Annotated in this window: 20 protein-coding genes; 12 read left to right on the forward strand and 8 right to left on the reverse strand. The window is 72.7% G+C overall.

Translation table 11 applies throughout. The annotated features are described in order from the left end of the window. Positions 1-2: 2 nt before the first annotated feature. The 3 genes from ACZ6Y7_RS27630 to ACZ6Y7_RS27640 form a co-directional block, all read right to left on the reverse strand. Positions 3-470 (reverse strand): NUDIX domain-containing protein, encoded by a 468-nt coding sequence (locus tag ACZ6Y7_RS27630; protein ID WP_465760640.1) that lies wholly within the window; start codon positions 468-470, stop codon positions 3-5. 83 nt (positions 471-553) lie between these two features. Next, entirely contained in the window at positions 554-802 is a 249-nt protein-coding gene (locus ACZ6Y7_RS27635) for a hypothetical protein (RefSeq protein ID WP_465760641.1), read from the reverse strand. Next, the gene (locus tag ACZ6Y7_RS27640) at positions 799-1,011 is read right to left on the reverse strand and encodes a hypothetical protein (RefSeq protein ID WP_465760642.1); all 213 of its coding nucleotides are present in this window, start codon (positions 1,009-1,011) and stop codon (positions 799-801) included. The genes ACZ6Y7_RS27635 and ACZ6Y7_RS27640 overlap by 4 nt, the downstream gene beginning before the upstream one ends. A 147-nt stretch (positions 1,012-1,158) precedes the next feature. Here ACZ6Y7_RS27640 and ACZ6Y7_RS27645 point away from each other — a divergent pair, with 147 nt between their 5' ends. From ACZ6Y7_RS27645 to ACZ6Y7_RS27670, 6 genes are all read left to right on the forward strand, one after another. Continuing rightward, on the forward strand, positions 1,159-2,031 hold the full coding sequence (locus tag ACZ6Y7_RS27645) for a Scr1 family TA system antitoxin-like transcriptional regulator (RefSeq protein ID WP_465760643.1): 873 nt from the start codon (positions 1,159-1,161) through the stop codon (positions 2,029-2,031). A 28-nt stretch (positions 2,032-2,059) separates the two neighbouring features. Next, a complete protein-coding gene (locus ACZ6Y7_RS27650) occupies positions 2,060-2,188 on the forward strand; it encodes a DUF397 domain-containing protein (protein ID WP_465760644.1) in 129 nt (42 codons plus the stop codon). 80 nt (positions 2,189-2,268) lie between these two features. Next, complete coding sequence (locus ACZ6Y7_RS27655; protein WP_465760645.1) at positions 2,269-2,469, forward strand: DUF397 domain-containing protein; 201 nt, start codon at positions 2,269-2,271, stop codon at positions 2,467-2,469. A gap of 63 nt (positions 2,470-2,532) precedes the next feature. Next, on the forward strand, positions 2,533-3,129 hold the full coding sequence (locus tag ACZ6Y7_RS27660) for a DUF5919 domain-containing protein (RefSeq protein ID WP_465760646.1): 597 nt from the start codon (positions 2,533-2,535) through the stop codon (positions 3,127-3,129). A gap of 115 nt (positions 3,130-3,244) precedes the next feature. Then, positions 3,245-3,691 (forward strand): NUDIX hydrolase, encoded by a 447-nt coding sequence (locus ACZ6Y7_RS27665; RefSeq protein WP_465760647.1) that lies wholly within the window; start codon positions 3,245-3,247, stop codon positions 3,689-3,691. Positions 3,692-3,811: 120 nt separating this feature from the next. Further along, positions 3,812-4,015, forward strand: a complete 204-nt coding sequence (locus ACZ6Y7_RS27670; RefSeq protein ID WP_465760648.1) for a DUF397 domain-containing protein — start codon at positions 3,812-3,814, stop codon at positions 4,013-4,015. A gap of 142 nt (positions 4,016-4,157) precedes the next feature. Here ACZ6Y7_RS27670 and ACZ6Y7_RS27675 read toward each other — a convergent pair whose 3' ends face one another. Beyond that, complete coding sequence (locus ACZ6Y7_RS27675; RefSeq protein ID WP_465760649.1) at positions 4,158-4,667, reverse strand: SUKH-4 family immunity protein; 510 nt, start codon at positions 4,665-4,667, stop codon at positions 4,158-4,160. A 44-nt stretch (positions 4,668-4,711) separates the two neighbouring features. Beyond that, positions 4,712-5,041 carry a hypothetical protein gene (locus ACZ6Y7_RS27680; RefSeq protein ID WP_465760650.1) on the reverse strand — a complete coding sequence of 110 codons (330 nt, stop codon included), beginning with the start codon at positions 5,039-5,041 and terminating at the stop codon, positions 4,712-4,714. Positions 5,042-5,537: 496 nt separating this feature from the next. On the opposite strand from ACZ6Y7_RS27680, the gene ACZ6Y7_RS27685 reads away from it, so the two are divergent. Both ACZ6Y7_RS27685 and ACZ6Y7_RS27690 read left to right on the forward strand, forming a co-directional pair. Continuing rightward, the gene (locus ACZ6Y7_RS27685; protein ID WP_465760651.1) at positions 5,538-5,969 is read left to right on the forward strand and encodes an ASCH domain-containing protein; all 432 of its coding nucleotides are present in this window, start codon (positions 5,538-5,540) and stop codon (positions 5,967-5,969) included. A gap of 917 nt (positions 5,970-6,886) precedes the next feature. After that, positions 6,887-7,270 (forward strand): DUF3592 domain-containing protein, encoded by a 384-nt coding sequence (locus ACZ6Y7_RS27690; protein WP_465760652.1) that lies wholly within the window; start codon positions 6,887-6,889, stop codon positions 7,268-7,270. Between the two features lie 237 nt (positions 7,271-7,507). Here ACZ6Y7_RS27690 and ACZ6Y7_RS27695 read toward each other — a convergent pair whose 3' ends face one another. Further along, positions 7,508-7,948 (reverse strand): VOC family protein, encoded by a 441-nt coding sequence (locus ACZ6Y7_RS27695; protein WP_465760653.1) that lies wholly within the window; start codon positions 7,946-7,948, stop codon positions 7,508-7,510. Positions 7,949-8,423: 475 nt separating this feature from the next. Next, the gene (locus ACZ6Y7_RS27700) at positions 8,424-8,858 is read right to left on the reverse strand and encodes a MarR family winged helix-turn-helix transcriptional regulator (RefSeq protein WP_465760654.1); all 435 of its coding nucleotides are present in this window, start codon (positions 8,856-8,858) and stop codon (positions 8,424-8,426) included. Between the two features lie 53 nt (positions 8,859-8,911). Here ACZ6Y7_RS27700 and ACZ6Y7_RS27705 point away from each other — a divergent pair, with 53 nt between their 5' ends. Next, positions 8,912-9,694, forward strand: coding sequence for an SDR family NAD(P)-dependent oxidoreductase (locus ACZ6Y7_RS27705; RefSeq protein ID WP_465760655.1), 783 nt, complete (start codon positions 8,912-8,914; stop codon positions 9,692-9,694). A 347-nt stretch (positions 9,695-10,041) separates the two neighbouring features. On the opposite strand, the gene ACZ6Y7_RS27710 is transcribed toward ACZ6Y7_RS27705, so the two are convergent. Continuing rightward, positions 10,042-10,476 (reverse strand): VOC family protein, encoded by a 435-nt coding sequence (locus ACZ6Y7_RS27710; protein ID WP_465760656.1) that lies wholly within the window; start codon positions 10,474-10,476, stop codon positions 10,042-10,044. A 194-nt stretch (positions 10,477-10,670) separates the two neighbouring features. Between ACZ6Y7_RS27710 and ACZ6Y7_RS27715 the strand changes: the two genes are divergently transcribed. The 3 genes from ACZ6Y7_RS27715 to ACZ6Y7_RS27725 all read left to right on the forward strand — a co-directional run bounded on the left by ACZ6Y7_RS27715 (position 10,671) and on the right by ACZ6Y7_RS27725 (position 13,194). Beyond that, positions 10,671-11,024, forward strand: coding sequence for a VOC family protein (locus ACZ6Y7_RS27715; protein ID WP_465760657.1), 354 nt, complete (start codon positions 10,671-10,673; stop codon positions 11,022-11,024). Positions 11,025-11,223: 199 nt separating this feature from the next. Continuing rightward, positions 11,224-12,279 carry a phosphotransferase gene (locus ACZ6Y7_RS27720; RefSeq protein WP_465760799.1) on the forward strand — a complete coding sequence of 352 codons (1,056 nt, stop codon included), beginning with the start codon at positions 11,224-11,226 and terminating at the stop codon, positions 12,277-12,279. A 126-nt stretch (positions 12,280-12,405) separates the two neighbouring features. Further along, on the forward strand, positions 12,406-13,194 hold the full coding sequence (locus ACZ6Y7_RS27725; RefSeq protein ID WP_465760658.1) for a hypothetical protein: 789 nt from the start codon (positions 12,406-12,408) through the stop codon (positions 13,192-13,194). Positions 13,195-13,218: the final 24 nt, after the last annotated feature.

The following is a 13,218-nucleotide window of genomic DNA, read 5'->3' on the forward strand; positions in this document are numbered from 1 at the left end:
GGCTAATCGGGGCGCTGGCCGTGCACGAGGATCGGCAGAGTCCGCCCGGCGAGGGCCTCCAGGACGCGGGCGGCCTGGGCGGGGGACATCACGTTCGGGATGTCGTGGACGGGGACGAAGCGGGCGCCGAGCAGGCCGCTGACCTTCTGGGGCGGGACGGTCAGGCGGGTGTCGTCGCGGACGGTACCGGCGTGGAAGACCAGGGTGACGCGCTCCAAGTAGCGGTCGGCGGGGGTGAAGTCCACGGCCGAGTAGGCGGTCATCCGCAGGTGCAGCCCGGTGGAGGCGTGCAGGTGACGGGCGGCGGCGAGGTGCGGGGGCTCGTTGGGCTTGGCGGCGCCGCCGGGCAGGAGCAGGCCGTCCATGTAGTCCGGGTCGACCAGCAGGACGTCCCCGCGCCGATTGCGGACGAGGGCGAGACAGCCGAGCCGGCACACCGGCGGCTTGGCGAGGAGGCGGGGATCGCGCATGGGGCGGTGTTCACTTTCTGAGAGCGAGGAAGAGGACGGCAGCGAAGCAGGCCCACCACAGAAGCCGGACCAGCGCGTGGAGTTCAGTCGTCATGCGTGAGGCGCTCGTAGCGCAGGCCCTTGCGGAGCAGGTCGACGATCCGCAGCAGGTCGAGCGGCCGGGCCGAGCCCAGATCGATCAGGTAGTTGCCCGTGATCCGCCCGTACTCCCAATCCACGGCGACGGAAGGCAACTTCACCCCACCGAGCACGAGGACGGTCGTCAGGTCATCCAGGACGGCGGCCGCCTGCCGCCGCTGCTCGGCGGTCGCCCGCGACAGAGCCGAGGTCATCGCGCCTGCTCCCCCGGCCGCGGGTGCACCTCGAAGAGGCGCCACGCGGTGTACGCGTCCGAGAAGAAGGTGAACGAGGCCAACTCACCGCTGGTCTGACACAGCCACTCACCGATCATCTCGTTGCGGACCCGGTACCGCTGCACCTCGGGGTCGAAGCGCACCCCGTAACCGTGCAGTTTGGCGGGCTGGGGTGATCCCTTGGTCATGACTGATCGCCTTCCTTGCGAACCTGAAGTCACGCGAGCCGATTCACGATCGACTTCACTTTCCGTGCCTCAAGCGTCGCTCACTGCAGCTAGGCTGACCAGCGTGGACGTGTGCCACATCGCGGTTGGACACAGTGGAGGGGCGCCATGGCCTTCAAGCCCAACAAGCTGGACCCAGGGCGCTCGGCCCGCGACCTGTTCGGCTGGGAGATGCGCAACCACCGAGAACTCGCCGGCTCCATGTCGCTTGATCAGCTGACCGAGATCCTCGGCTGCTTCTCGAAGGGGCACCTCGCCAGGATCGAGCGAGCCGAGTCGATGCCTCCGCCGGAGCTTCCCGCCAAGCTCGATGTCGCGTTCGGCACCGACGGCCGTTTCGGCCGGATCTACCTGCTTGCCAAGAGGGAGAGGTTCCCCAGCAAATACCGCCAATGGTCTGAGATCGAGGCCAGGGCGGAGGCCATCGAGGAGTATGCCGCCGCAACAATCCCGGGACTCCTGCAGACTCCTGAGGTCGCTCGTCTCTCGCTTCTTGCGGGACATCCACACGCGACCCCACAGGAACTGGACGCACTGGTTTCGGCGCGGCTTGATCGTCAGAAGCGGCTTACCTCGGCAGCTCCGCCGCATTGCTGGTTCATTCTCGACGAGTCGACTCTCCGGCGACCGGTCGGCGGCGCTGCAGTGATGAGGCAACAACTCGATGCCATCGCATCGGAGCAGAGATCGCACATCACGGTGCAGGTCCTGCCATTTGCAGCAGGAATTCATGCCGAGATGGGAGGGTCGCTTTTTCTCTACTCGGTGCCAAACCGCCCGATGGTGGCTTGGGAGGAAGGTGCTTGTAGCGGCGAACTCATCGAAGACGCCGAGGGGGTCGCGGCCCGCCGGAGGTCATACGATCTGCTCAGGGCCATGGCCCGGTCGCCCAGGGACTCCCGGGCGACGATCAGGCGCATCTCAAAGGAGTACGGCCGTGCGAGCGAACCACCACGAGAGCTGGCGAAAGAGCAGCCATAGCAACAACGATGGCGGCGCCTGCGTCGAAGTGGATGACGCACACCCTGGCCGGGTTCGTGACAGCAAGGACCCCGACGGCCCCCGACTCAACTTCTCACCGGCGGCTTGGCAGTCCTTCGTCACCGCCGTGCGCACCGGCGAGTTCGACGCCCAGTAGGCCTGCTTCGCACCGGAGTGGGAAGTCGATCCCATCGACTTCCCACTCCGCTCGCGCACCCCGACCAGGAGGGACCCACCATGGACCCCACCCCCATCACCGCCTGGCGCAAGAGCAGCCATAGCAACAACGATGGTGGCATGTGCATTGAGGTGGACGATGCCCATCCAGGTCGGATCCGTGACAGCAAGGACCCCAACGGCCCCCGACTCGACTTCTCACCGGCAGCCTGGCAGTCCTTCGTCACCGCCGTGCGCACCGGCGAGTTCGACGCCCACTGACCCCGCTCCACCGCGCTCCCCGCCCGGGGCAACGGCGCCAAAAACCTCGGGGGTTGATGACCAGTGATCCGGCGCGACATCTTCCAGGCCAACGTGAAGACCGGGCACGACCGGGAGGTGTTCGCCGTCTATCCGTACCGGTCGGCCTGCCCCCGGTCGGTGTGGGCGCAGCTGATCGCCGAGGCGCGGTTCGAGGTCTTCCTGGCCGGGTACACCAACTACTTCGTGTGGCTGGAGCAGCCCGCCCTCCTGCAGACCCTGCGGCGCAAGGCCGAGAGCGGCTGCCGGATCCGCTTCCTCCTCGGTGTCCCCGATTCCGACACGACGCGCCAACGCGAAGAGATCGAGGACGTGACCCTCACCGTGTCCACCCGGATCCGGGTCACCCTGGAGAACCTCGCCGAACTCGCCGACACCACCGGCGTCGAGGCCCGTTTCAGCGCCCCGCAGGACGGCCCCAACCACATCGGGCTGTCCGTGTTCCGCTTCGACGAACACGCTCTCGTCACGCCCCACCTGGCCCGCACCGTCGGCCACGACTCGCCGTTGCTGCACCTGCGGCGCAGCGAGGAGAACGGCATGTTCGACCGCTTCGCCGAACACGTCGAGGAACTCTGGTCCCGGGGCAGCGACATCCACACCGGCCCGGCCCACGCATGAGAAGTCGGCTCCGCCGACTTCCCACTCCACCCGGGGCGACGGCGCCAAGACCCCGGGGGCGGCCGGGCGAGCCTTCTGCCTGTCTCCGCCCCTTCGGATTCCCTACGCTCGTGCCATGAGCAGCCCCGCCGCGCCGTCACCTCTTCACTCCGTGTCCGTCGCGGGGGTGGTCGTGCGGGAGGACGGACGGATTCTGGTGATCCGGCGGGCCGACAACGGCACCTGGGAGCCTCCGGGCGGTGTCCTCGAACCCGCCGAGGGCATCGAGGACGGCCTGCGGCGCGAGATCCGCGAGGAGACCGGCCTCGACGTCCACGTCGACCAACTGACCGGCGTCTACAAGAACATGGCCCGAGGCGTCGTCGCCCTCGTCTTCCGCTGCCAGCCCGCCGGGGGCACGGAGCGGCTCTCCCCCGAAACCACCGCCGTCGCCTGGCTGACCCCCGAGGAGGTCGCCGACCGCATGAGCGAGGTCTACGCCGTCCGCGTCCTCGACGCCCTGCGCCCCGGCCCTCCTCACATCCGCTCCCATGACGGCCGCCGCCTCACCACCGCCCTCTAGATCCACCCTGACGGGCTCCTGCTCCCCGACAGGCGACATCTGCACCAGCCCGGCCCGCGCACGGGAAGTCGGCCCCGCCGACTTCCCGCTCCACCCGCCCGCTCAGAAGGGACCCCCACGATGCACGACAACTCCCCCACCACCTGGCGCAAGAGCACCCACAGCACCGGCGGCGGCCAGTGCGTGGAAGTGGCCGACGGCATCCCCGGCCTCGTCCCTGTCCGCGACTCCAAGGACCCGAGCGGCCCGATCCTCGCTTTCCCCTCCGCCGCCTGGCAGTCCTTCGTCACCGCCGTCCGCACCGGCGAGTTCGACACCCGCTGACCCGGCTGCACTGCGCCGTCGACCCGGCCCGGGGCGACGGCGCCAAGACGTCCAGGAGGCGAAGGAACAGGGCCGGCCCGGCTGCCTGGCCGGCACCGAGTCGATGATGGACGGCTGACCCGAGGCGGAGTCCGCCGCCGGATCACGCATCCCAGTCCGGATAGTCCCCGATCGCCACGCCGTCGCAGAAGGTCTCCCAGAACCCGTTGTCCGCGAGCGCGGTCTCGTCGATGCCGGAGATGAGATCGCGAAGCTCTTCCGCCACCTGCTCGCATCTGTCCTCGTCGCCGTCCGCGTAGAACGGGAAGCGTTCGATCACCGCGGCCACGCACTGGTTGAAGGAGCCGAGATCGCTGTTGACGTGCCAGGCTCTCGCTGAATCGATCGTGGGAATCTGCACCATGTGACCCGTGGCGACGTCGATGGCGATGCGTCCGAACAGGCCACTCGTCGCGATGGCGACCAGCCCCCGCTCACCGAGCTCCGCGAGGAACACCGGCTCCCTCAGCGGCCGGTACTCGTATCCGATCAACCCTGCGGGGATGCCGGTCCCACCGAGACCGGCGGCGACCTGAGCGGGCGCCTCCCGCGGGGCCTCGACGCGGATCAAGACGAACGCGGGCTTCGACAACTGCGGCTGGGGCTGACTCACGGGGGGATCCTCTCCCGAAGGACTGCCCCGACGACACCCGCAGGCTACCCGGGGCGGAGAACGGGGTCGATCGAGGCCAGGATCTCGTGCAGCCGACGAGCCCCCGGAGCGACGTGCTCGTCGGCGTCCCGCGCCATCTCTTCGCACACCTGCACCGCGTGGTCCCGGTCCTCGGCGAAGACGCCGAACTCGTCGAGGACCGCGGTGTGGATCCAGTCGCCGTGGTTCGGGTCGGCGACTGCCAACGCCGAGGCGACGACCGCCAACCCGATCCGGTCCCTGCGCCGGAGCACGGCTGCCGCGGTCGCGCGGGTGACGAAGGTGTCGTCCGGGTCGAGCAGCAGCTCCCGCAGGGGTCCGAGGGCCTGCGGCATCTCCGCGAAGGCTGCCAGGGCGCGGCCGGCGTCCGCCCGGTCACGGTGGTCACGGCTTCGCGCGAGCGCGCGGAGCGCCACGACCGCGTCATGCCGCCGGTCCCTGTCCACTGCCGACCCGCCCCTTCCCCGTTCTCCGGTCACGCCCAGACGCGGACCGCGCCGTCGGCGAGCCGCAGGAACTGCCCGGCACCCGGGTGGTGGTGCGTGGGAGAGAAGCCGGGGACGGTGGCAGGAGCTTCCCCCCCGGCCGGGTCCCGGATCGACAGATCCTTGGCACCGCCGGCCCCGTACCGGGCCGCCAGCATATCCGGGCGTGCCCCGGGAGCCGGCCCCGCCGCCGCCGGGCGGCCCCTCGCCGGACGCTCCGGAAGTGCTCTTCGAGCACGAGGTGTTCTGACCCGTGAGGTCGTGAACGTGCTTGCCGGGGGGTGCCGAGAGCGAGTGGGGCGGCGGCCCCTTGATCAACGCGGGCCGGGCTCCGTACCCTCGCTCGATGGGACATGACGACCTTCCGGCCCTTGAACTCGCCTTCCCCGGTCCGGAACGTGACCGTGGTGTGGCGGCGATCCTGAGCGGTCGGAAGACCGCGCTCACGGGTCTCCTGGAGATCTACGAGCACGCCGGAGAGGCCGTGCCGATGACCGGTCAGCGATTCTCGGTGCTTGATTCCGAAGGTCGTCCGGCCGTCACGATCGAGCTCGTCGACGTGCGGGTCGTTCCCATGAAGGAGATCGACGACGACTTCGCGCGAGCCGAGGGACGCGGCTACTCCGACGTGGCCGAGTGGCGGGCAGCCCATGAGGAGTTCTTCCGGAGCGATGGCGTGAGCGAGTACCTGGGACGCACCCCGGTCATCGATGCCGACACTCTTGTCGTTGCGGAACGCTTCCGAGTGGTCGGGCCCGAGGACTCGGGTGGTCCGTGACCTGGGCCCGATGCGACGGGAGTCCGGGAGGATCGACCGGACAGGCCCTGTGGGTGCTGGGACGGCTGCCGGTGACAGCCCCTCGTCGACGGCTGCGACCGGCACCGTCGCCTCGTGACGGACGGCGAGCCCGTCCTCTCGCGTGGCGACGGCTCGGTGGCGCTTCAGCCGGTTGATCCCGCGGTCCACCGCGTGGCGCTCGTCGTCGTCGTCGGCCGTGTCGAACATGGGCGGCACGGACCTCCTCCGGCTCGGGGCGGAGCCGGCCCGGGCCGATGCGGGGCGCCCGGATGCGCTCCAGCACGGGCTGGAACTGCCGGCTGTCGCGCCTGTGGCCGCGGTGACGAGCGGGGACGGAGGCTTCTGTCCCTGCCCGACGACGAGGTGCAGCGTGGTGGTCAGCCCGCCGCGCGAGCGTCCGTGGCCGTGGCCGTCGGGCTCGGTGGCGACGCCACCGGAGGCTCCGTCCGCGGATCGCCCCGGAGGTCCGATCCCACCGGCCCGTACCGCTCGGGGAGATCCCGCCACGGCGCACCGGTCCTGGGGTCCGCCACCGTATGCCGTCGATCAGCCGGCGACGGTCCACGTCAGCGGCCGTCCCGGTTTCGTGCCCGTCGGCGACATCGGCTCAAGCGGGTTCCACTGACCGTGCGTCAGATCAACGCGCCCCACGGCAAGTGATCATTTCACGACCTTGATCCACTCTGGCGACAGGCCCTGGTTCCGCGGACGTTCGCGCAGGGGTGTCGGCCGGACGGCGGATCCGCCGACGTACGGGTTCCGTGCCGGACACACCCCCGGGCCTGCGCGCACGGCCCGATGGGCAGTAGGTTAGTCCTGTCCACGGGGGGTGACCGCGCCGTCTCGGGTTGCCCGGGAGTCGAGCGGCGGTCCAGGGTCAGGAAGCAGGGACAATCGTGGGGGAAGCGGTTCCTGTCGGCTTCGGCCTGCTGTTCCTCGCGGGGTTCGTCTGGAAGGTCAGCGACTTCTGGTTCCTGTCCCGGCGCGGGATGCACGCCGAAGGCGTGTGCAGCGATCAGGTCACGGACGACGGCATCACCGCGTCGACCATCACCTTCTCCCACGACGGCCGCGAGTACAGCGTCACCGAGCTGACCCCGGCCGGCTCGGGGAAGGTCACGCTCGGCGACACCTACCGTGTCCGGTACGACCCCCGCGCCCCCGGTCGGGCCGCCCTGTCATCGGAGCGGACGGGCCTGCACGCCCTGGCCTGGCTCGCCATGACCGTGCTGTGGATCGTGGTGGCCGTGATCGCCATGCCGGGCGCGGACGACCGCTGAAAGGTCACGGGGCCAGGCGCAGCGGGACGGCGGGGCGGGCCCGAGGGGGCGCGCTCCGACAGGCCCCGGTTCGACTTCTCCCCGCTGGTCCGGCGGTCCTTGTCGCCGCCACCCGCACTGGCGGGTTCGCCGTCCGCTGACCCGGCCTCATGCGAACGCCCTCATGGCGGCGTTCGTCGCGCCACCGCCGCGCACGGGACGTCGGCCGGGCCGACTTCCCGTTCCGGCTGCCGGGGTTCACCCGGGGTGGGGGCCGTCCGGCGGGGTGTGCAGGGCGGGGGCGTAGGAGATGCCGACGATCAGGCCGTCCGCCGTGAGGAGTCTGGTCACGGTCTGACCCCAGGGTTCGGTGCGGGCCTGGTGCAGCAGCTCGTGGCCCGCGTGCTGGAGTTCGGCTGCGGCGGCGGTGACGGCTTGCGCGGTCGCGACCTCGAACTCGATCGACGCCTGCGGGACGACTCGGCCGGCGGGCCAGTGGGCGGTGCCGAAGCAGGCCTGGGCCGCCTGCGAGAGCGGCCACAGGCCGAAGTGCTTGCTGCCGGGGATGTTTCCGCTGGAGTAGTAGCCGTCGTCGCCCTCGCCTTCCAGGGGCAGGCCGAGGGCGTCGACGAACAGCTTGCGGCTCTGCGGCGGGTCGGCGACGACCGCCGCGACGCTCGTGAGGAAGAGGACGTCCATGCCGGGGTGGCGCTCCCTGCTGCGACCGGACCGCGGGACCGGGGCGGGCCCCGGCCGGCACCGCCGACGGCGGGCCGGGTCACGTTCTATCCGGCGGCTGCGCCGGGGCCGGGGCGCCCGGGCCGACACCGGCCCAGGCTCACCCGGTCGGACGGAGCACTCGCGGGGGTCCCTCCACGATTCCGGAGCCCGGTACTCACCTCACCGGGCGGGTGGAGCGTGGGAACCCACCCCGGCCGGCGGGGCGGTGTGCGCCACGGCGAGCCGGGCCGTGCGGTGCGGGCGCTGCCGACGTGCGGGCCGTCGGCCTCGGCGAGCCCGGGAGGGGCCTTCTCGAGCTCGCCGGACCCTTCCCGGCACCGTCTCGTGACGGTCGGCGACGTGGTTCAGGCGGTGCGGCCGGGTGCGAGCCGCAGCAGGACGCGGGCCGCACGGTGACGGGCGTTCAGGCCGGCGGGCGGCCGGAGCCGCCTGGTCAGGGGTTCGCGGCGACCGCGGCGCGGCACTGGCCGAGGAGGCGTCGCAGGGTGTCGCGGTCGGCCGGGGAGAGCGCGTCGTACATCCGCTGCTCGACCGCGCCGGCAGCGGAGTCCGCGAGGTCGGTCAGGCGCCGCCCCTCCTCGGACAGGCGGTTGGGCCGGCTGTTGCGGTTCCAGTCGTCCTGCTCGCGTACGACGAGGCCCTTGGCCTCCAGGGTCTTCAGGGTGGCCGCTGCCGCCTGGGGCGTGACCAGGCACGCCCTGGCGATGCCCGCACCGCTGATCCCGGGGTTGTCCCGGAGCGCGAGCAGGGCGGCGTACTGGGCGACCGTGAGACCCATCGGCCGCAGCGCCTCGGCCTTCGCCGTCATGAACGCGACCTCCGTGGCCTTGATGTCGTAACCGAGCCGTTCGCCCACCGCCAGTGCCATGCCTCCAGCTTACAGCCCTTGAACATCATCAAAGTCTTGATAGTCTTCAAGGCATGAATACTGCTGTGGTGACAGGCGCCACCTCCGGACTCGGGCGCGAGATCGCACTGGACTTGGCACGGCGTGGCTGGAGTCTGGTGCTGCCCGTTCGCACCGCGCAGCGGGCGCACGACGTGGCGGCGGCCGCACGAAGGCTGGGGGCGCCCGAACCGCTCGTGGTCGAGTGCGACCTGTCCGACCACACGGCGGTGCGGCGGATGTGCCTGACCGTCGCCGGCGAGCGCCGGCTGGACCTCGTGGTGAACAACGCCGCGGTCGGCGGCGGAGTCGATCCCACCTCCCGCGAGACCAACACCGCGGGGGTCGAGCTGCGCATGGCGGTCAACGCGGTCACACCGCACCTGATCGCCCGGGAGCTGTCCGGTGCGCTGACCCCCGCCGGGCGGATCGTCCAGGTGGGCAGCACGGGACAGCTGCCGCTCGACCTGGACGACCTGAACCACGAGCGCGACTACGACGGGATCCGGGCCTACTGCCGCAGCAAGGTCGCCTTGGTGATGTCCGCGATCGAACTGGCCCGGGACGGTGTTCCGGTGAACGTCGTCCACCCGGCACGGGAGATGCCCACCCGCATGGTCCGCGAGGGAGGGTTCCCCGTCGCCTCCACGCTCGACGACGGGACCCTGGCGGTCCTGCGGGTCGCCCTCGACTCCGAGCTGGCCGGGGTGCGCGGCGCGTACTTCCACCGGTTCGACCGCGCGGAGCCGCACGAGCAGACCGCCGACGCCCGTGCGCGGGCCCGCGTCGTGGCCTGGATCGAGGACCGGGCGTCGTGAGGGCGCCCCTCGGGGGGGCGTCGTGAGGGCGCCCCTCGGGGGGGGCGTCGTGAGGGCGCCACTCCGGGGGCGTCGTCAGGGGCGCCCCTCGGGGGGCGTCGTGAGGGCGCCACTCGGGGGGCCGCCGTGAGGACGCCGCTCCGGGGCGTCGTGAGGGCGCCGCTCGGGGGCGTCGTGAGGGCGCCCCTCGGGGGGCGCCGTCAGGGGCGCCACTCGGGCGAGGACCACCCGGTCGTCGAGCGGCACCGGATCGACGCCCGCCTCCGCGGGGCCGTTCCGGCGGCCGTCCCACGCCCGTTCCGGCGCCCCTCGCCGAGGCGGCCTCAGCCGCGCGTCGCGGCGGGCGCTCAGTCGAGGCAGAACTCGTTGCCCTCGATGTCCAGCATCGGGATGCAGGACTCGTTGACCCCGTCGGCGACCAGCACCTGGACGCAGACCGCGCCGAGGGCCTCCAGCCGCTCGCGTTCGGCCTGCAGCACGGCCAGGCGCTCCTCGCCCACCAGGCCGGTGCCGACCCGGACGTCCAGGTGCACCCGGTTCTTGACGGCCTTGCCCTCGGGGACGCGCTGGAAGTACAGGCGCGGGCCCTTGCCCTCCGGGTCCTTGGCGGCGGCCCACGCGCCCCGCTCCTCGGGCGCCAGCGTGGCGTTGTAGTCCTCCCAGGTCGCGAATCCGGCCGGCGGCTCCGGCAGGACGTAGCCCAGCACCTCGCACCAGAACCGGGCGACGCGCTCGGGCTGCGCGCAGTCGAAGGTGACCTGGAATTCCTTGATCGTTGCCATCCGGCCACCCTAACAGCGGGCGCCGGAGGCACGGCCACCCAATTCCCCTCGGCCGGCGCCCTGTTGGCAGGGCGCGGCGGCCCCCAGGCGGCCGCGAACGCGCCGCACCGGCGCCGTCGCCGGTGCGGCGCGGGGGCGGCAGGGCCGGTGCGGCGCGGGGGCGGCGGGGCCGGGTGGCTGGCAGGATGCGCGGCATGGAACGTGTGCTGGGGATCGGCGGGTACTTCCTGCGGGCGAACGACCCTGCGGCGCTGGGCGCGTGGTACCGGGACTGCCTGGGGCTGGGCATGGACGAGCACGGCCTGTGGCAGCAGGAGGCCGGGCCGACGGTGTTCGCGGCCTTCGAGGCCGGAACGGACCACTTCGGCTCCCCCGGCCAGCAGACGATGCTCGACTTCCGGGTCCGCGACCTGGCGGCGATGCTCGCGCAGCTGCGCGCCAAGGGGGCGCGGGTCGCCGAGGAGACCCAGGAGATGGCGGGCGTCGGGACCTTCGGCTGGGTCACCGATCCGGAGGGCAACCGGATCGAGCTGTGGCAGCCCGCCTGAGCGGACGCCCCCACGGCCGGTCCCGGTCCGGTCCGGCCCGCCCAGCCGGTCCGGCGGGACCGGCGGGACCGGCGGGACCGGGCCCGGCGTAAATCGCGGGCGCCGTCGTCCACGCCCGTGTGAGGATGCCGCCGTGGAGTCGACACGGCCGTCAGGTGCGTCACGACCGTCCGAGCGGGAGCTGCCGTTCGCAGAGGAACTGCCGTCCGAGCGGGAACTGCCGTTCGGGGAGGAGCTGCGGGCCGAACTCGGCGTGCCCGCGCGGGCCGTGGTGCTGGAGAGCAGCCCGCGCTCGCGGGTGTGGCGGGCGGAGGTGTCCGGGGCGCCGGTGGTGGTCAAGCAGCTGGTGGACGGGCCGCAGGCGGACGGGCACTACGCGCGTGAGGTCGCCGGGCTGCGGCTCGCCTCCCGGGTCCAGCCGCCCGTGGTGCCGCGGCTGCTGGGCACCGATGCGGCACGGCGGGTGCTGGTCCTGGAGCACCTGACGCACCGCCGGCCCACCGAGGACTGGGTGGTCGGGTACGCGGCGGCACTGGCCCGCCTGCACGCCGCCACCGGGCCCGGGGACACCGGCGCTCTGCCCGCCTGGTCCGCTCCCACGGCGGGCGACGCCGAGGCCTTCCTCGCCTTCGCCGCCGCCCTCGGCGCCGCGGAACCGCCCGGCGTACGGGCCGAGCTGGCGGCCCTGCTGGAGCGGCTGCGCACCGCGCCCGGGCACGCCCTGCTGCACGGCGACCCGTGCCCGGGCAACGACCTGCACACCGACACGGGCGTGCGGTTCATCGACTTCGAGCAGGCCTCCCTGGGCAGCGGGCTGGTCGAACTCGCCTACCTGCGCATCGGGTTCCCGACCTGCTGGTGCTCCACCGCCCCGCCCGCACCGCTGCTCCGGGAGGCGGAGGACGCCTACCGGACCGCCTGGCACGGGGCGACCGGCACCGACGCCGGCCAGGACCTGGGCGACGCGTGCGCGTCCTGGCTGCTGCGCGGCGACGCGCTGGTCCAGCGGGCCGAGCGCGGCGGCGTCGACCAGCTGGCCCGGGCAGCGGCCGAGGACTGGACGTGGGGCACCGCCAGCGCCCGCCAGCGCCTGCTCCACCGGCTCGACGTCGTCGCCCGGCTGACCGCGGACGGCGCCGAGAGCAGCGGTGGCGGCGGTGAACTCACCGCGCTGGGGCGGCTCGCGGCGGACCTGCACCGGCGCATGCGCGCCCACTGGCCGCAACTGCGGCCGCTGCCGCTGGTACGGCCCTAGGGTCCGCACCCTCGGCCCGCCCGCCGCACCCGAGCTCGGGCCGCGACGAGCACGGCGCGCGGTGCGGCCGTCCGTCTTGGGTGAATCCGGTGGCACCGGCGGCGGGCGAGCGGCGAGACTGCACGGATGGACACCCCTGTGCCGGATCTGCGCGTGCGCTCCGTCGTCCCCGACTACGCGGGCATGGACCCGCTGGTCGCCGAGCTGGTGCTGCCCGAGGGCGCGTCGATGTCGGTGATGAGCGCGCTGGAGACCTCCCGTGAACTGATCCGGCATTCCTACTACCGGTACGAGTTCGCCACCGTCGCCGTCACCCACGCCCTGCTGGCCCTGGAGCAGGTCCTGGCGCGGCGGCTGGCGGACGAGGACGCTCCGCTTGCCGAGCTGGTCCGGCGGGCCGCCGACGCGGGCCTCGTCTCGCCCTACCTGGCCGGGGAGTTGGAGCGCGCGGTACGGCTGCGCGAGCGGATCGCGCACGGCGCGGCGAGCAGCGGGGTGGTCAACCCGCTGCGGGCGGTGGACCTGGTGCGCGCGGTGTTCGACACCGTCGCCGTCCTGCTGCGCCCGGCCGCGGACGCGCCGCGGGTCGGGGAGGAGGGGGAGGCGGGCGGGCCGCGGGACGGGCTGGCCATGCTGTGGGAGGAGCAGCGCGGCGCGCTGTTCCCGGAGAGCTTCCGCGGGGTGGAGGTCGACGGCGCGGACCTGGTGCGCCTGGACGCCGATGTCGCCGGCCTGGTCGAGCGGGAGCTGGCGGGCGGTCTGGACGCGCAGGGCGTCGCCGGGCTGTGGCGGTGCATCGCCGACCTCGACACCGTGCTGCCGCTGCTGGACGAGGAGTACTGCGCCGCCTACTTCACCCGGCTGCGCACGGTGGCCGCCCTCGCCGCGGCCCGCCACCTGCCGCCGGCGCTCTGAGCCCGGAAGGCCCGCGCGCCGCCC

It is taken from the genome of Kitasatospora sp. NPDC053308, from assembly GCF_055585785.1.

Excerpts from the sequence above, each read along its gene's own strand:
- ACZ6Y7_RS27630 (WP_465760640.1), bottom strand. The coding sequence starts at position 470 with ATGCGCGATCCCCGCCTCCTCGCCAAGCCGCCGGTGTGCCGGCTCGGC.
- ACZ6Y7_RS27680 (WP_465760650.1), bottom strand. The coding sequence starts at position 5,041 with ATGCCGCAGGCCCTCGGACCCCTGCGGGAGCTGCTGCTCGACCCGGAC.
- ACZ6Y7_RS27665 (WP_465760647.1), top strand. The coding sequence starts at position 3,245 with ATGAGCAGCCCCGCCGCGCCGTCACCTCTTCACTCCGTGTCCGTCGCG.
- ACZ6Y7_RS27715 (WP_465760657.1), top strand. The coding sequence starts at position 10,671 with ATGGAACGTGTGCTGGGGATCGGCGGGTACTTCCTGCGGGCGAACGAC.
- ACZ6Y7_RS27645 (WP_465760643.1), top strand. The coding sequence starts at position 1,159 with ATGGCCTTCAAGCCCAACAAGCTGGACCCAGGGCGCTCGGCCCGCGAC.
- ACZ6Y7_RS27685 (WP_465760651.1), top strand. The coding sequence starts at position 5,538 with ATGGGACATGACGACCTTCCGGCCCTTGAACTCGCCTTCCCCGGTCCG.
- ACZ6Y7_RS27725 (WP_465760658.1), top strand. The coding sequence starts at position 12,406 with ATGGACACCCCTGTGCCGGATCTGCGCGTGCGCTCCGTCGTCCCCGAC.
- ACZ6Y7_RS27640 (WP_465760642.1), bottom strand. The coding sequence starts at position 1,011 with ATGACCAAGGGATCACCCCAGCCCGCCAAACTGCACGGTTACGGGGTG.
- ACZ6Y7_RS27695 (WP_465760653.1), bottom strand. The coding sequence starts at position 7,948 with ATGGACGTCCTCTTCCTCACGAGCGTCGCGGCGGTCGTCGCCGACCCG.
- ACZ6Y7_RS27635 (WP_465760641.1), bottom strand. The coding sequence starts at position 802 with ATGACCTCGGCTCTGTCGCGGGCGACCGCCGAGCAGCGGCGGCAGGCG.
- ACZ6Y7_RS27670 (WP_465760648.1), top strand. The coding sequence starts at position 3,812 with ATGCACGACAACTCCCCCACCACCTGGCGCAAGAGCACCCACAGCACC.
- ACZ6Y7_RS27710 (WP_465760656.1), bottom strand. The coding sequence starts at position 10,476 with ATGGCAACGATCAAGGAATTCCAGGTCACCTTCGACTGCGCGCAGCCC.
- ACZ6Y7_RS27705 (WP_465760655.1), top strand. The coding sequence starts at position 8,912 with ATGAATACTGCTGTGGTGACAGGCGCCACCTCCGGACTCGGGCGCGAG.
- ACZ6Y7_RS27655 (WP_465760645.1), top strand. The coding sequence starts at position 2,269 with ATGGACCCCACCCCCATCACCGCCTGGCGCAAGAGCAGCCATAGCAAC.
- ACZ6Y7_RS27700 (WP_465760654.1), bottom strand. The coding sequence starts at position 8,858 with ATGGCACTGGCGGTGGGCGAACGGCTCGGTTACGACATCAAGGCCACG.